The sequence below is a fragment of the Flagellimonas oceanensis genome (assembly GCF_003992595.1).
Lineage (GTDB): Bacteria > Bacteroidota > Bacteroidia > Flavobacteriales > Flavobacteriaceae > Flagellimonas > Flagellimonas oceanensis.
Genome location: NZ_RZNA01000003.1, coordinates 83078 through 99035, shown reverse-complemented (window position 1 = coordinate 99035; position 15958 = coordinate 83078). Strand labels below are relative to the sequence as shown.

Genomic DNA, 15958 nt, shown 5'->3' with positions numbered 1-15958 from the left:
GCTTTATGCCGTACTTAATTCAAATGAAACACAAAAAGCGTGCAGGCCAAAACCATACAGCCGATAAGCATTACCTCTTGAAACTTGCGCTTTTTGATGCCCTCGAAATAATTGGTCAAAAAAACAGCTGATGGGAAAAAAGTGAGCAATACCGGGGAAGCATCGGCCGGGGTAAAGAGTATCAGGGTTGTTCCCAGCAAAAATATGAGGAACACTATACGCAACAACAACAGCTTTCCACCACTTACATTTCTAAGTCGAACAAATACGACCATGGAAACCATAACCGACAAAATCAGATAAATCAAGGTCTTTATGTTGAGTACTTGAAAAAAAGATCTGGTGGTAAAAAGCCCAAGGGAAAATTGATAATGGTCTTCAAAAAAGTTGAGTGTCCCCTTAAGTTTGAGTACCGTGAAGCTAAGTATGAATATGGTTGCCATTCCCAAAAAAGGGACCAACCAGTTTTTTAGGGTTTTACGGTCGTACACCCCAATTACAAAGAAAACCAAAAGCATAAATGCGATTGCCCAATCATAGAACAGGCTCGCAATGGCAATCAGCAATGAGGCATCAAAAATCTTATGCTTCACATTTCTAGTGGACTTAATGGACAGTATTCTCCAGAAGGCCAAGAGCAGAAAGAAGTTGGCAAAATCCACATACCTGAGCACCAGTTCATCGGAAAACGTCACGATCATCAAAACAAAAAAGAGCATGGTATAAGAGTTGGACTCTGTTGCCTTTTCGGTTCTTACAATCTGATTGATGATGAAAACCGAGAACAATAAGACCGAGAACAACAACAATTCCAAGGGGATGACTTGGTTGATTTTCTGCCCGTTAAGTTGAAAAAACAGATTGGTAAAATAGAACAGGAACAGGAAGATGGCAAGAACTATGTAGTTTATGGGTTTAGTTTTTCCGAAAAAGCTTGAAATCATCCTATCTTTTGCTACTTTTGTAAAGTAAATATAGCCAACATGAGCAAGTTTTTTTACGGTATAGAGGACTTATTTGTAAACTACCTTTTCGCACCATTGGATTTTTTCCGTTTTATGCACAGCTGGTGGGGTTCCAACACCATTAACTGGATTTTCTTTGTTATTGGTTTGATTGCCGCGGTATACTGGATGCAGCAGTTGAAAATTTTCAACGACAACGGCGAGGAAAACAAGAGCATCAGCTCCCACTCCTACCTATAGATCGAATCCTAGATCCTTTCGGTAATACATACCATCAAAATGGAGTTTCTCCATATTTTGATAGGATGTTTTCAGTGCTTCCTTAAAGTCTTTTCCAAAGGAAGTTATGGCTATCACGCGCCCTCCATTGGTAACCACTTTTCCGTCTGACAGTTTGGTTCCCGCATGGAACACTATGGAATCCTTGATATTTTCCGTACCTGTGATTTCCTTGCCTTTTTCATAAGCTTCAGGATACCCTCCCGATACGGCCATTACCGTAGTTGCGGCCCTTTCGTCAATTTGAAGGTCTACTTGGTCCAAGGTTCCGTTGGCCATTGCGAGAAGTACTTCCACCAAGTCGCTTTTGAGTCGTGGTATAACTACTTCGGTCTCAGGGTCACCCATCCGAACATTGTATTCGATTACTTTGGGCTCTTCACCGACCTTTATCAAACCGATGAAGATAAAGCCCACATAAGGCAAATCATCCTTTTTAAGACCCTCTACGGTCGGTTTTACGATTTGACGCTCTATCTTGTCCATAAAGATGGAATCTGCAAAAGGAACTGGGGAAATAGCGCCCATACCCCCTGTGTTGAGTCCAGTATCTCCCTCGCCTATTCTTTTATAGTCTTTGGCGGTTGGCAGAATCTTGTAGTTGGTTCCATCAGTCAGGACAAAACAGCTCAGTTCAATCCCATCCAAGAACTCTTCAATCACCACCGTGGCGCTGGCATTTCCAAATTTGGAATCGAGCAGCATAGATTTGAGCTCGTCTTTGGCTTCTTGCAAATCTTGCAGAATCAAAACACCTTTTCCTGCGGCAAGTCCATCCGCTTTTAAAACATATGGTGGTTTCAGTGTTTCCAAAAATGCGTATCCTTTCTCCAATGTTTCACTGGTAAAACTTTCGTAAGCAGCCGTGGGAATATTATGCCTCATCATGAACTCTTTGGCGAATTCCTTACTTCCTTCGAGTTCTGCAGCAGCTTTTTCCGGTCCGATAACGGGTATGGATGTAAGCTCGGTATCATTCAGAAAGAAATCATGTACTCCATTGACCAAGGGGTCTTCCGGGCCCACTACAACCAACTCGATATTTTCTTTCAACACCAATTGCTTGATGGCTTCAAAATCGTTTACCTCTACCTCAACATTTGTGGCTATTTCAGAGGTCCCGGCGTTACCAGGCGCTACAAAAAGTTTAGATGCTTTAGTGCTTTCAGAGATTTTAAGTGAAATGGCATGTTCACGACCGCCAGAGCCTAAGACCAGAATATTCATGATTCAACGTTTTGGCAAAAATACGTTTTGACAGGAACTTTTGTCTAGTTATTTGGAGAGAAATCTCTATGCGCCTCCCATAACTGATCATGAGAAAGGGATTTAAAGTATTCGAATACTTTTTTCAGTCCTTCTGAACGATGTACCTTGGGTTCCCAATCCAAAATTTCCTTAGCACGGGAAATATCGGGCTGACGTTGCATGGGGTCATCTTGTGGCAGAGGCTTGAATATGATTTTTTGGTCGGTCTCTGTTAGTTTGATGATTTCTTCGGCGAATTCGAGAATGGTGGTCTCATCCGGATTCCCAATATTGATGGGCTCAACATAATCACTCATCAACAAGCGATAGATTCCCTCGATTTGGTCATCGATGTAGGTAAAGGAACGGGATTGCGAGCCATCCCCAAAAACGGTCAAATCTTCACCGCGGAGCGCTTGTCCCATAAATGCGGGAACCACGCGACCATCATTCAATCTCATACGGGAACCGTAGGTGTTGAAAATCCGAACGATTCGTGTATCCAATCCGTGATGCCTGTGATAGGCCATGGTAATAGACTCCATAAAACGTTTTGCTTCATCATACACCCCACGTGGACCAATGGGGCTTACATTTCCAAAATAGTCTTCGTTTTGCGGATGAACCAGAGGATCTCCATATACCTCAGAAGTCGACGCCACAAGAATTCGCGCTCCGTGGTCTCTGGCAAGGCCCAACAAGTTCAAAGTCCCTAATGACCCAACTTTTAGAGTGTCAATAGGAATCTTCAAATAATCGATTGGACTCGCAGGAGATGCAAAATGAAGGATATAATCCATTTTTCCCGGGACATGGACAAACTTGGTCACATCGTGATGGAAAAAATCAAACCGCTTTAAATGAAACAAGTGTTCTATATTCTTAATGTCGCCAGTAATGAGGTTATCCATACCAATGACATGGTGGCCTTCGGCTATGAATCTGTCACAAAGGTGAGAACCTAAAAATCCGGCTGCTCCGGTAATGAGTGTTTTTTTCATATAATTTTAATACGCTTTGGCCTCCCCTTTAAATGCATTTAACACTGTTTGGAGCATAATCTTTAAGTCTAGGAACAACGACCAGTTTTCAATGTAAAAAATATCGAACTTAATCCTGTTTTGGATGTCGGCTTCTTGCTCAATTTCCCCGCGATATCCACGAACTTGTGCCAACCCTGTAATCCCCGGTTTCACAAAATGACGGACCATATACTTGTCTACACTTGTTGCATATTCATTGGTGTGCTTTACCATATGTGGACGCGGGCCAACAACAGACATAGTTCCAAACAACACATTATAAAATTGTGGAAGCTCGTCTATACTCGTTTTTCTGATGAATTTTCCAATTTTTGTAATGCGCATGTCGTTCTTGGTAGCTTGAATGTCATCAGCATTTTTATTTGGTGCCATTGACCGGAATTTATAGCAATAAAATTCCCTGTTATCGATACCGTTTCTGGTTTGCCTAAAAAATACCGGTCCTTTGGATTCCAAAGTAATCAATATTGCCAGAATAGGGGTGAGCCATGATAGTAGGCCTAGAATTACAAGTAAAGAAAAAACTATATCAAAACTCCTTTTAATAAATGAATTTATGGGGCTGTCCAATGGGATATCCCTAAGGGATAGAACAGGAATGTAGTCATAATACTCAAACTTCAGCTTTTTGGAAAATATATTTTTGTTGTCTGGTATAAACTTTAGCGTTTTTAAGTTGTTGTCGGCAAAACTTATAAATTTCGCAATCTCCTCGTTCTTAAGCTCTGACACGGAACAATAAATTTCATCAATACTGTTTCCCAACACGTACTCAAAACAATGTTCTAGATCAAAGCCCGCTGATTTTGGTGAAAATTGTTTTGTGAAATTATACCCAAACTCTGTCCTTTCTTCAAAAACCTTTCTTAACTGATCTGTTTTCTTGTTTTTCCCAATTATAACAACATTACGCAGATTGCCCTTTACCCTTTCCCTGTACTCCATCAACAAGAAATAGCTAAATAATTTGATTATTGATATTAAAGAAAAAACTAGAACAAAATACTCTCCTAAAGCTAGCCTACTAATAATCGGTTGTTTAAAAAACCCAATAAATGCATATAGCATTAAAAAGAAAAAGACAAATTGCACAAAAATCAACCGAAGTATATGGGTGACTTTTGAAAATCTATAAACAGTATAGAAGTTGTTTTTAGTGGATATAACTATCCAAGCAAGGGTAATATAAAAATGAATGAGAAGCGGGGTCTGAAAGTTGATTGGAAGTATATATAAGAACAAATTTACAATCAGCAAGTCCATTCCTGTTGAAATAGGTGTTATTAAGTTGGAATATCTGTGTTGTCTGAAAAACATTATTCAAAGATACGATGGTTTTTAATGCTTCTTAATTGAACTGGGTACGAAATAGAGATAAAAAAAAGTAAAGAAAATTATTCCATTAAAACGCCTAAAATAAGATTCTGTTAATAGAGATAAAGAGATAATGACGATAAAAAGGATAGCGTCTCTATCCAATTTGTAGAAAAAAGGGAGAGCAAAAACAATTAAAATCAAAAACAATAGACTTATGAGACCCGAATCAAGACAAGTTTGAAGATATTGATTATGTGTATTTAGTCCATATATATATGCTCTTCTAAAATTGGTCTCCATATATCTGTTTTTTAAGGCTTCATCTGAATTGTTCATACCATATCCGAAAAGTGGCTCTTCTTCAATCAATTTTAATGCATTTTTCCAGATCTTGACTCTCAAGTCCAGGCCGGAATAAGAAGCAACATTAGCATGGACACCAACCAATCTTGACCTTAAGGTAGGACTTAGAAATACCATACTTGTAGCAATTAATCCAAATGACAGTATTAGACTCCAAAAAATAATCTTTCTTTTAAAAAAAGGGTACAGCTTAATTGGCAAGACCATGATTAAGATAATCCAGCTTGTTCGAGAAGCCAAAAGAATTACACCAATAACAAGAATAAGTGACCCTATGAGATACAAGGCTTTCGTATTGGTTTTGTTTTTAAAAAAGAGCTCAACACCAAATAACACAGCGACAATGTAAAAGGCGCTAAGATAAATTGGCTGTAAACCAAAAACAGAAGCGAGGTTGTTATATGTTAAGAAAATAAAATTGCCCGTTTCTACTGTTCTGAAAAGCGCCCAAAACAATAGTACTAGAAAATTCAACGTAGCGGAAAAAAAATATACCTTTCGGCACTTCTCTCTGAATGTTTTGTCCAAAAAAAACTTTTTGCCTATCAAAAAAATAAAAGGAAAATATATGAAGGGAAGTAACTTAAAAGCTTTTCCAATGTCATAGAAATCATAACTGTTAATTACTGCGGAAATAAAATTTGATGTGAAGAAAATGGGGAAAAAAAGAAGTAGAAGCGGAACTTTTTTAATGTTTCTGCTTTTTTTATCAAAAGCAAATTTTAGTAACCCCATTCCAATCAAAAGCCCTAAAGCTATTGAGACCAACGCATTCCCATAAAATTGACTTGCAATAAAAAAAAGAATTGAATTGCCGAAAAGCTGATTTTTACTGCTTAGCAAAGCATTTGACCAAATACTCCTCATAAGCTTGGTTGATTTTTGACCACGAATAAAATTGAACAACTTTATCCGTATTATTCCTAACATAACTTAAACACTCGGATTTCTGAACATTCATTATTTTTGAAACATCTTCGGAAGATTTAAAGTACACTGCATCCTGACCCAATATGCTTCGATTAAAAACATTGTTATGTGCAGCAATCAATGCCCCTGAAGCCATGGCCTCTAACAAAGATGGATTTGTTCCGCCAACAGAGTGACCATGGAAATACAAGTTTGAAAAAAATCTTAGGTTGTTAAGATGATTGTTATTATAAATCCCTCCCAAAAACCGAATGCATTTATTATTGGAGTATTTCTTCTTTAAATATTCACCATATTTTGTTTCATGCTTTCCAATTACCAAAAATGGGATTTTAGATTCACTCAGAACATGGCCATCTAAAACAGTCTCAATATTGTTTTCTGGCTCCAATCTTGCTATTAGCATATTATAGCCGTTATTTGTCAATCCATATTTTTTTATCACTTCAGGTATTGGACTTTCAAAAACATTTGCTCCATAGGGAATATAAACTGATTCCAGGTTATATTTCTCTGAAAGGTATTTTTGGATGCCAATGGAATCAGAAACAAAATAATCACTTGTTTTGACGGCTAATTTCTCTGCATATTTTAAAAACCGCCTTACTCCCTTTCTATATTTGGTTCGCTTCCATTCCAAGCCATCCATGTTGGTAACAATCACAGAACTATTTGGCAAATACCACCCCCAAACGGAACTGCTGGTATAACCCAATTGAAGTATTATGTCAAATTTTCTTTTCCTAGAGTCCCTAATACAATTAAAGTCATAGATAAATTGACCAAAAGTGCCGAGCTTATCCTCCAAGTCTTTACAATGAACAATGTTTACTCCTTTCCAAATAGTTTCTTGATAGGGGTGCAGCTGAGAATTATAAACATAAACTTCATGGCCCTTTTCATACAAATATTGCGAAAGATATTCAGCAAATTGCTCAAAACCACCATGATTGTTCGGTATTCCCCTAGTACCTAAAATTGCTATCCGCATTTATCTCAATTTTTTCTATGCCAGTTTAATTTTACTTTGTTTACAATATTAATCAAACTTCTTCCAAAAAGTGATTAATTTTAGCGAGCAATACTTGACTTTGAAGAACAACAGAATTTCAGGACTCCACCATCTAAGGGGAATAATGGCTATATTAATAATGATATACCATTATTCTTCATGGATTTATGGGTATTTCGATTCCTCTACCTTCTTAGGGAGAATTGGCGTGTACGGTGTTTCCATTTTCTACATTTTAAGTGGTTTAACCCTTTATTGGGTGTATTCGGAAAAGCTTAATGTCCAAACTTTAAAAAAATATTTTGTAAGGAGGTCACTTAGAATCTATCCATTATTGATATTGGTGACATTATTGACCATCTTTCTTTTAAGGGACTGGGAGGTTTACTTCAGTAAAGCACGTCCCGCGGCGACCCTAATTTTAAACCTTACTGGAATGTTTGGCTTTTATGCTCCCGAAAGATATATATCCACAGGAGCGTGGTCCATTGGCAATGAACTGGTTTTCTATTCCATTTTTCCCTTGATTATCTTTCTCGAAAGATGGGGTCAAAAATTACTTTATATCCTTTTTGGAATTTCTGTTTTGATCGGAGCCTATTTTGCCTTTTTTGTAATAGATGAAACCAATAGTTTATCTTCTAATTGGAAATCCTACATTAACCCTTTCAATCAGTTTTTTCTATTTTTCTCGGGAATTGTTATCGTAAAGCTATTTGGGAAGACCCGGAAAAATAATCTCATTTTTGGATTGATATTGTTATTTGGTTTAATTGGATTTATAATATACCCCGTATCAGGAGACCGTGTCAATCTGGTAGGAGGCATAAATCGTTTTGTTTTCTCTGTGCTATCCGCATCCATGGTTCTCTCCGCCTACAAGCTTGAATACTCTTTCCCCAGACCATTCCAGGTGTTTTTGGACAAATGTGGTGAAATGTGTTACTCCATATATCTTATTCATCCTCTTACCTTTTACACACTCAACAATTATGAACTTTTTAAAAATGTTGGAGCAGGATTGAACTTTGCTATTTGTGTTTCTCTAACTTTTGGAATCAGCCTTCTGGTATATACATATATCGAAAAGCCTTTTATTAATGCCTTTAGGAAATGATTTTCAATCAAATTTTAACCTAAATGGTTTCTTCATAAATAACTGCTTGAACACTATATGTACCACAACACAAAATAACAGAAAAACGGTATTGGCTATGAGTGCCGGCAATAGCCCTGTGCTAAGTGAGCCAGCTATCCCAATAGAAAACAATATCAAAAAAACCACTTTAAAATTGTTTGATACGGGTTTATAAAAAAACAATTGGTAAATGGAATTAAAAAAGAAACCATACATCAGAGGGTAGAGAAAAAATGCCGACTTCCCAAAATTTATGTATCCAATACCCAAAAAAGTAGGTGTTATACTGCCGCCATCAAATTCCCAATTCATTATTTCCTTTAGTTGTGTGCCAAAGTTAGGGTTGTGGCCCGGCAATAATATTTTCAGATCATATATGTAGGTTTCCCCATATAGGAATGGATGCTGTTCCGGGAAAAAATCAAAAATTCTTTGAAGATTTTGTATGTTGACAAAGGGTCTCCATCCTGCTCTAGACAAAACTAAATCAATAAAGCCAACATCTCCTTTAAGGTTGGTTCTCAAAGCACCCAGGACCACCACGATCAATATAGAAAACAAACCTATCTGGAAATATTTTCCTATGGTAAATTTCTTTGAGGATAATACCCCGATCAATAAGAACATTGCAACAATTAGCTTAATCAGCGGAGCTCTGCTTCCAAAGGACAAAAGGGCGAACGCTACAAATATGAAGCTCACCGCCTTTATTCCCTTTGATATACGATTGTCCAACAACAATACCAAAAAGCCATATAACATAAATGAGATAAATAGGACATTTACCATGCCCGCCCCTTTCCTTTTTTCAATTCTTGCATTCTCGATTTCATCGCCGAAAATTATTAGTCCCCCTGTTCGGTAAGTGAAATATGCAAAAATCAAAAAGCCTAGAATCAATATTAAAAGACCCGAGTTTAAGAATGCTCGTGATGGTTTGCTGCCAATGCCTATTTCATTGTACTTAACATATCTTATCCCTGCTTTTTGAAATAGGTATCTAGAAAACATGGCGCCAACAAAGGTGAGAATGTAAGCTGAAAACAGTAGTCTTTTCAGTTCTTCGCTTATTTCCACAGGATACCTTTCGTAATATGAAAGCGCAATAAAACAAAAAACGGTTTGGTACAAGTAAAAAAACACAAAAGGGTTCAACAGGTTCTTAATATCAAAGAATCTATTGACCATATAAAGTAAGATGACGGCAGTTAAAAGAACCATTATATTAATTCAACACTAATGTCCAAATCTTCAAGAATTGGCATGAGATAATCTATCTCTTGTTTTTTTTCTTTTATGTAGAAACAAAAAAGCTCAATGGAATCACCATACATCGATTTTAGGTTAATAAGCGCAGAAGATGGATAAGAATAAACTCGTGCTGGTGAATACCGCGTAATCACCTCCTCAATAGGGCTATCCTGAGTAACATCTTCAAAGCCCTGACCAGCAACATTTGCCTTTTCAAAATTTCGTGACACATCAGCATGGTGCCCCTTAAAAAACAGTTTGTGCTTTTTGTTCAAACTAATTTTATCGAGAATATGTGAATATATTTTCTGTACCTCAGCATTTGTCAACAAAGCAGGTTTTCCTCCCAAAATCAGTGAACTTAAGGGTTTGGGCCTGTACTCCAATCCCCTTAATTCAACCTTCACATGTTTTTCCGGTAATCCAAGGGTGTATTTTGGCAACATAGTATAAATTTTGGATATCTTTTCAGAATCATGAGGGAAGATCACAGGGTCGTACTTGTAATCGATTCCTATAAGACGGCCTATAATCTTTCTTGTTTTATGCGACTTTCTGAACCTTTCCCGATAGCAATAAAAATATAAGATTCCATCGTAAAAAAAATTTATTTCTATACTAGGCCTAGATTCCTTGATCCTATTGAAAATATAATTATCCAACAAGCCGGATGTATGAGAAATGAAAATTTTCACTTCTTTTTTTTTAGAGTACCTGTCTATTAAAAATTTTGATTTTAATGTTCCTATTATCTTTTTAATGCCATTTTTCTTTTCAATGATTTGAATTCTATCGAACATATCAACTTCCTTCGATTGAACCGAGCTGATCAAAATGTTTTCATACTGATTCCCACCAAAAAAATTTTCCGCGATTTGGGTCACAAAATAGTTTTGAAGGGGGGTGTGAACAATAAAAATATTTGTCGTCCTTTTCATGTTTTGCGACTAAATGAGAAAGCCGTTTTTGCAATTAATAATGAGAACATTCCCAAAAACTGTGCATATGCGGCGCCTTCAACACCATAGTTAGGCACCAAAATAAAATTAAAAAAAAGGTTGCAGACCGCTCCAATTATGGACGCTTTTAACAAGTGGATGTCTTGGTTAAAAACGTAAAGCTTGTAATGAGGAATATAAGATATGCAAAAACTGATTGTTGCTAACAATAAAACAAAAAACACATAAATGTCAGCACTCAATGTTTTATTGTCTAAATAAATCAAAAACGGATAAATAAAGGCGGCTCCTAAAAATGAGCCGAGCAAGGTGTTTATCAATGTTTTTTTCTTGAACTTTGAAAAATACTTTTTAAAGTCTTCCGAATTAAGTTGTGCGTGTTCAATCAAGTAAGGAGAATATACCATTATTACAGTGGCCTGTACAAAAACAAAGATTGTGTTGGATAAACTGGAAAAAAAAGTGAAAACTCCAACATCTTCTTTTGTCCCGTAGTAATCCAAAAAATATCTCCCGGAAAACTCCATTATTTTATAGAAGATAGTCCCTACAAAAAAGGGGAGTGAAATTATTATGCCCTTTTTTATCCAGTTAAAATCGATTTTTGAGCTATGTAACGGCAATATCATCCTGATTCCCACGAATACCGATAACCAGGCGCCGGCCAGCCAATAAATTAAAACTTGGTATATACTTGAGGTTTGAGACTCCAAAAACCAAATCAGTGCAAGTAAGAAGATCCAAACACCACTGCGAATGAACAAAATAAGTGAAGCTATTACCGATCTCTTTAAAACTATCAATAGTCTATATAACTCCTGAGACAGGTGCTCCGATACCAGCAATAGATAAAAAAGCAGCATGTATTTGGTTTCTATGACCCCATACATGAATAAGAAAAAGCTTATTGGGATTACAATTAGGTAGACCAGTCCATGAAATGCCAGTTGATTGATAATGCAGCTTGCCAAAGATTTCTGGTCTTTTTTTAGGATTTCACGGGCGTTATAAGTGTAAAAGTCAAAACCTAGGATATATATTAATAGAGTGATTGTAGTCTGTAAAATGCCATATACACCTAAATCGGCTACGGTAAGCTTTTTAACAATTAATATTGACAATAAAAATTTTGCGCCAATTGCCAAGGCCCTCAGGCCCAGGTTGAGCAATCCCTCTCCCTTGCTTAAGTTTTTAACTTTTTGCCTCAATCTCGTTCTTTTCCATGAGTAGTCTACAAATACCTTTTTCAAAGCTAGATTCAGCATTCAAAGAGGCCTTCTCACTGATTACAATGTGCCCTACATCTCCATGGACTATTTTTCCGGCAGCAAGTGCCGATTTAATGTTTCCCAGCAAAATCCCACCGGAATACTTATAAAGTGATTCCCTTTCCAACTTGGTAAACTTGTCCTGTTGTAAAATGGCCTGCATACCCTGACCAGTATGCCTAAAAAATTTATTGTTTTCAGGTCGCACACTTATCAGAGAATCAGCCTTGAAAATAGTTAATGTATTTACGGCGTCATTTATTGTTTCTTCAGAAACAAAAGGATAATTGAGTGAGCAAAACATTGCGCAATCCATCGATGCTAGTCTAGGCTCTTTCGAAAGCATTAAAAGTGTTTGGAAAAGGCTTACGTTTATTCTTTCCAGTTTGGAAGGTCTATCATAAAAACAAACCGAATCACCGTACATGGAATCTACGTGCTTTTTTATTGTCTTATCACTGGAAACAACCACAACTAAGTCAATTTTTTTGGATTCTAGCAGTGATTGAATCTTGTAATCTAGAAATGTTGTTCCATTAAGCCTCTCCATCGCAAGATTATATCCAAGTCGTATGGGCACTATAGCCATTACTTTTGGCAGGTTCAAAGATTCGTTTTCAACGAAAGCCTCCTTGATCTTAAACCTGGTGGACAAAATTCGATCTTCATTATTGGTCAAATTAGCATTATGCCGGCGGTAATAGAAAAGGGTTTCTTTGATGTTGGTCACCTTAAACTTACTAATGAACTTTACCCAAAGCTCATACCCGTCTTGACACGTATAGCTCTCATCATAGCCACCGACACTTTTCATATATTCTACCCTTATCATCGTACAAGCTCCATGTGCAGGTTGATCAAGGATGGTAACTTCGTTTTCAAAGTCATGCCTTCTGATCTCTGAAACCACATTGTTCTCCGAATCAACAATAAAATAGTCTGGAAAAACTAGGCCAAGAGTATCATTTTCCTCCAATATAGAAGACATTTTTTCTAGCGCGTCCTCTGTAAAATAGTCATCGGCATCTAGCCGGACGATATACTTTCCCTTGGAAGCCCTAAGAGCAACATTGTTTGTGATATTGAGGCCCTTATTTTGCTGATAAATAATTGAAATCTTTGGGTGCTCCGAATATCTTTCAATAATATCTCTGGAATTATCTTTGGAACCATCATCAATTATTATCAATTCGAAATTTTGCATTGTTTGACCCAATACACTTTCTATGGCATTTTCAATGTATTTCTCATAATTGTAGTTGGTAATGTAAACGGTTACCAGTGGTGTCGAATAGTTCATTTTTTTGTATTCCTCTTTTTTAGTTCTTTAGCCGGTATTCCTGCCACTACGGTATTTTTATCAAAAGATTTGTTGACGACAGAGCTTGTGCCAACAACACAACCAGGCCCCAGAACAACCCCTGGAAATACCACGGCATGAGTGCCCAGCCAACAGTCCTTGCCCAGTTTAATTGGGGCATGTTGATATCCTTGGGCATTAATGTTTCCGTCCCCTTCATAATTATGCATACTAGTCTGGAGATAAACAAATCCAGATATCAAAGTATTTTCCCCAATTTCAATATTATCCCCACCATTGAATACGGTATACAGTCCCACTCTGCACTTATACCCTAATGAGACATTACTTTCATTTGCACTCAGAATCCTTACGCCTCGATCTATCCTACAATTACCCCCAATGCTAATTTTCGAAGAATTATGGCATCTTATTTCGACATTTCTTCTGAAAATCACATTGTCTCCAATAACCAATCTGGCGTTCTTATCAATAATTATCCTTGGTATAGAATCACAGGCAAAGTTTTTCCCTATTGTTATTCTACCTCCAGAAAAAAGAAGCTTAACTAAAAAGCCTAATATTCTGGCCTTAATACTGTAATATTTTGATAATAGTGCTACAAACATTATTGATCCTCAAATAGGTCCCAGCTTAGCTTTTGATGCTCCAAGACATCCCTTACCAGCTTTTTCCCTATCAAATTATAGTACTCCCGTGCATCTATGCCGTGGTTGGGCCTTAGCACCGTTATATCTTCTTCCTTGATCACAGTACCTTTCTTAAGGTCCTTTTTGGGATAAACAGCTCTTCTAAATGTGGTAGGATGGTCCCCTTCTATTTCAAGTGGTCTTTTTTCTGGCGAACCCTTAAGTTTTGCGATATCTTTAATCTGTTCAATCAAATCTTTAACCTCATCCTTTGTTAAAGAGACCTTGTGGTCTCTAAATTCTTTGTTTTCCCTTGTATCGGTAAAATGAAACTCCAAAATCTGTGCTCCCATCGCGACAGCAACTAACAAGGCAAAATAACCTTCGGTATGGTCGGAATATCCTACCGGCAAACCAAAGGTTTCTGAAAATGATTTCATAACCTCTAAGTTTGCATCCTCAAATGGAATAGGGTACATGGAAGTACATTGTAATAATGATAGGTATTCCGGGCTTTTATAAATCTCATTTTCCTGTTGAATAAACTCAACAGCACCTTTTACGTCCTGAGTGTTTGCAAGTCCTGTTGATAAAATGATGGGCTTTCTTAAATTTGCGAATTTTCTCAAGAGTGGATAAGCAGTCAAATCTCCAGAGCCAATTTTATAAATAGGCATATAATCATCTATCCAGCTCACATAATCAGGATCCCATACCGAAGCCATAAACCCAACCTTGTTGGCCTTGCACATTTCTGCAAGTTCAATGTACTTATCCCTACCAAGTTCAAACTTCTGGAAATGTTTGTTCCTTTGTGGTGACTCAATCCTACTCACCAAAGTATCACCAGAATATAGTTGAAATTTTACAAAATCCGCTCCTGATTCAATTGCCAATTCAGTAAGTTTTTTGGCATATTCAAAATCACCTTCATGATTGCCTCCTACTTCCGCTATCAATAGTGGTCCGTTTTTGCCTTCCCAGTTACTTTTCTTCATTTATCTTGTTATATAATTCTAATATTTCCTCGAAACCAATAAAAATATCCCTTGGATTCATTTTATCAATAACATTACTCGCTCTTTCAAAGTCCTCTTGGGTATCAATTGCAAAGTTCAATGTTTTACCGTAATTCACGGTGTTATAATGAAATTTATGCATGTCCTCTTCAATTTTATAAAAATAGGTCATTACATGCTCGCAATCACTTTCCGTGAAAAACGGGTATTTTTTTTCATAATAGTTAATATTAACTACCTCAACACTCATGCCCTTTGGAAATGTACGGTCTTTTACATTTGATGAAAAAAGATAGCCGCCCAATTCATGCTCTTGAATAATTTTTTTGACAAGTTCTGGGTCAACAAAAATATTATCTCCATTAATCCTTACAGCACTTGAGAAGCCATATTGATTAGCGCAATTTTTAAATCTTTCCGCAACATTTTCCAAGGAACCCCTATACACTTCCCACCCTTTGTCCTGACAAAATTTTTCAATAGGATCATCCGAAATTTCAGCAGAGGTACATACAACTATTGGATAGTCGTTTTTAAGTGGAGACAACCTTTCAATTATATATTCGAGTATAGTTTTTCCATTTATTTTTTTTAAAATTTTTCCCGGCAACCTGGACGAATTAAACCTACATAAAATAATAATTCCTGTCATACCTACTTTCTTTCTCCAATTTTCTTTCCTGGAATTCCCCCATAAATACAATTTTCTGGCACATCGGTATTGATTACGGAGCCTGCGGCAATTACAGCGCCGTCTCCTATTCTTACACCTTTTAAAATCTTGGCGCCGGTTGCAATCCAAACATCATTTCCTATTTCTATCGGTGCAGTAATATTTGGTTGTTGATTAATGTTTGTTCCCTTTGCAATATCATGGTCGCTATCTACAATATATACAAAAGGGGCAATTAAGCAATCACTTCCTATTTTAATATTGTTGGAGGCATATATAAAAGTATAAAAACCAATTGTTGTGCGATTTCCTATTTGTATTCTTGCAGACTTGTTGCAAGAACAGATGTTAGCACCTTCTTTTAGGACCACTTGGTCCATCACAAAAATATTCTTGGGGAAACGTAGCAATGAAACATTCCTATCAATAAAAACATTTCGTCCCAAGAAACCTAAACGTTTTCGTTGAACGTAAAATCTTATCCTATTTAAGTAATTAAATTTTAAATGTTTCCTTAACTGATTTGTCTCTTTCACAATAAAT

The 15958-nt window shown here is 36.8% G+C and carries 16 protein-coding genes; 2 read left to right on the top strand and 14 right to left on the bottom strand.

The genetic code is table 11. The features are described 5' to 3' along the window. Positions 1–14: 14 nt before the first annotated feature. Positions 15–944: a DUF6427 family protein gene (locus EO132_RS00470; protein WP_127136084.1), complete on the bottom strand. Its 930-nt coding sequence runs from the start codon at positions 942–944 to the stop codon at positions 15–17. A gap of 39 nt (positions 945–983) precedes the next feature. Here EO132_RS00470 and EO132_RS00465 point away from each other — a divergent pair, with 39 nt between their 5' ends. Further along, positions 984–1205 (top strand): DUF6341 family protein, encoded by a 222-nt coding sequence (locus EO132_RS00465; protein ID WP_127136083.1) that lies wholly within the window; start codon positions 984–986, stop codon positions 1203–1205. Here the strand turns inward: EO132_RS00465 and purD are convergent. The 5 genes from purD to EO132_RS00440 form a co-directional block, all read right to left on the bottom strand. After that, positions 1200–2471 carry a phosphoribosylamine--glycine ligase gene (purD, locus tag EO132_RS00460; protein ID WP_127136082.1) on the bottom strand — a complete coding sequence of 424 codons (1272 nt, stop codon included), beginning with the start codon at positions 2469–2471 and terminating at the stop codon, positions 1200–1202. The genes EO132_RS00465 and purD overlap by 6 nt on opposite strands. Positions 2472–2515: 44 nt before the next feature. Further along, on the bottom strand, positions 2516–3493 hold the full coding sequence (locus EO132_RS00455) for a UDP-glucuronic acid decarboxylase family protein (protein ID WP_127136081.1): 978 nt from the start codon (positions 3491–3493) through the stop codon (positions 2516–2518). A 6-nt stretch (positions 3494–3499) separates the two neighbouring features. Next, entirely contained in the window at positions 3500–4798 is a 1299-nt protein-coding gene (locus EO132_RS00450) for an undecaprenyl-phosphate glucose phosphotransferase (RefSeq protein WP_313781214.1), read from the bottom strand. Between the two features lie 75 nt (positions 4799–4873). Continuing rightward, complete coding sequence (locus EO132_RS00445; protein WP_164732249.1) at positions 4874–6082, bottom strand: O-antigen ligase family protein; 1209 nt, start codon at positions 6080–6082, stop codon at positions 4874–4876. Further along, entirely contained in the window at positions 6045–7136 is a 1092-nt protein-coding gene (locus EO132_RS00440) for a DUF1972 domain-containing protein (RefSeq protein ID WP_127136078.1), read from the bottom strand. Before EO132_RS00440 ends, EO132_RS00445 begins: the two co-directional genes overlap by 38 nt. Before the next feature lie 70 nt (positions 7137–7206). On the opposite strand from EO132_RS00440, the gene EO132_RS00435 reads away from it, so the two are divergent. Next, entirely contained in the window at positions 7207–8274 is a 1068-nt protein-coding gene (locus EO132_RS00435; RefSeq protein ID WP_262707575.1) for an acyltransferase family protein, read from the top strand. Positions 8275–8277: 3 nt separating this feature from the next. Here the strand turns inward: EO132_RS00435 and EO132_RS00430 are convergent, their stop codons facing one another. The 8 genes from EO132_RS00430 to EO132_RS19690 all read right to left on the bottom strand — a co-directional run bounded on the left by EO132_RS00430 (position 8278) and on the right by EO132_RS19690 (position 15951). Then, positions 8278–9516 (bottom strand): O-antigen polymerase, encoded by a 1239-nt coding sequence (locus EO132_RS00430; protein ID WP_127136076.1) that lies wholly within the window; start codon positions 9514–9516, stop codon positions 8278–8280. After that, a complete protein-coding gene (locus tag EO132_RS00425) occupies positions 9516–10346 on the bottom strand; it encodes a polysialyltransferase family glycosyltransferase (protein WP_205780290.1) in 831 nt (276 codons plus the stop codon). The genes EO132_RS00430 and EO132_RS00425 overlap by 1 nt, the downstream gene beginning before the upstream one ends. 134 nt (positions 10347–10480) lie before the next feature. Next, a complete protein-coding gene (locus EO132_RS00420) occupies positions 10481–11713 on the bottom strand; it encodes an MATE family efflux transporter (protein ID WP_164732247.1) in 1233 nt (410 codons plus the stop codon). Next, on the bottom strand, positions 11697–13073 hold the full coding sequence (locus EO132_RS00415) for a glycosyltransferase family 2 protein (RefSeq protein ID WP_127136073.1): 1377 nt from the start codon (positions 13071–13073) through the stop codon (positions 11697–11699). Before EO132_RS00415 ends, EO132_RS00420 begins: the two co-directional genes overlap by 17 nt. Further along, positions 13070–13702 carry an acyltransferase gene (locus tag EO132_RS00410; RefSeq protein WP_127136072.1) on the bottom strand — a complete coding sequence of 211 codons (633 nt, stop codon included), beginning with the start codon at positions 13700–13702 and terminating at the stop codon, positions 13070–13072. The genes EO132_RS00415 and EO132_RS00410 overlap by 4 nt, the downstream gene beginning before the upstream one ends. Further along, entirely contained in the window at positions 13702–14721 is a 1020-nt protein-coding gene (locus EO132_RS00405; protein WP_127136071.1) for an N-acetylneuraminate synthase family protein, read from the bottom strand. Before EO132_RS00405 ends, EO132_RS00410 begins: the two co-directional genes overlap by 1 nt. After that, complete coding sequence (locus tag EO132_RS00400) at positions 14708–15394, bottom strand: cytidylyltransferase domain-containing protein (protein WP_127136070.1); 687 nt, start codon at positions 15392–15394, stop codon at positions 14708–14710. The genes EO132_RS00405 and EO132_RS00400 overlap by 14 nt, the downstream gene beginning before the upstream one ends. 2 nt (positions 15395–15396) lie before the next feature. Further along, entirely contained in the window at positions 15397–15951 is a 555-nt protein-coding gene (locus EO132_RS19690; RefSeq protein ID WP_127136069.1) for an acyltransferase, read from the bottom strand. Between the last annotated feature and the right edge of the window lie 7 nt (positions 15952–15958).

What these genes read in the sequence shown, in the direction of transcription:
- EO132_RS00470 (WP_127136084.1), bottom strand. Translation starts at nt 944, where the DNA reads ATGATTTCAAGCTTTTTCGGAAAAACTAAACCCATAAACTACATAGTT.
- EO132_RS00465 (WP_127136083.1), top strand. Translation starts at nt 984, where the DNA reads ATGAGCAAGTTTTTTTACGGTATAGAGGACTTATTTGTAAACTACCTT.
- purD (WP_127136082.1), bottom strand. Translation starts at nt 2,471, where the DNA reads ATGAATATTCTGGTCTTAGGCTCTGGCGGTCGTGAACATGCCATTTCA.
- EO132_RS00455 (WP_127136081.1), bottom strand. Translation starts at nt 3,493, where the DNA reads ATGAAAAAAACACTCATTACCGGAGCAGCCGGATTTTTAGGTTCTCAC.
- EO132_RS00450 (WP_313781214.1), bottom strand. Translation starts at nt 4,798, where the DNA reads ATGGACTTGCTGATTGTAAATTTGTTCTTATATATACTTCCAATCAAC.
- EO132_RS00445 (WP_164732249.1), bottom strand. Translation starts at nt 6,082, where the DNA reads ATGAGGAGTATTTGGTCAAATGCTTTGCTAAGCAGTAAAAATCAGCTT.
- EO132_RS00440 (WP_127136078.1), bottom strand. Translation starts at nt 7,136, where the DNA reads ATGCGGATAGCAATTTTAGGTACTAGGGGAATACCGAACAATCATGGT.
- EO132_RS00430 (WP_127136076.1), bottom strand. Translation starts at nt 9,516, where the DNA reads ATGGTTCTTTTAACTGCCGTCATCTTACTTTATATGGTCAATAGATTC.
- EO132_RS00425 (WP_205780290.1), bottom strand. Translation starts at nt 10,346, where the DNA reads ATGTTCGATAGAATTCAAATCATTGAAAAGAAAAATGGCATTAAAAAG.
- EO132_RS00415 (WP_127136073.1), bottom strand. Translation starts at nt 13,073, where the DNA reads ATGAACTATTCGACACCACTGGTAACCGTTTACATTACCAACTACAAT.
- EO132_RS00410 (WP_127136072.1), bottom strand. Translation starts at nt 13,702, where the DNA reads ATGTTTGTAGCACTATTATCAAAATATTACAGTATTAAGGCCAGAATA.
- EO132_RS00405 (WP_127136071.1), bottom strand. Translation starts at nt 14,721, where the DNA reads ATGAAGAAAAGTAACTGGGAAGGCAAAAACGGACCACTATTGATAGCG.
- EO132_RS00400 (WP_127136070.1), bottom strand. Translation starts at nt 15,394, where the DNA reads ATGACAGGAATTATTATTTTATGTAGGTTTAATTCGTCCAGGTTGCCG.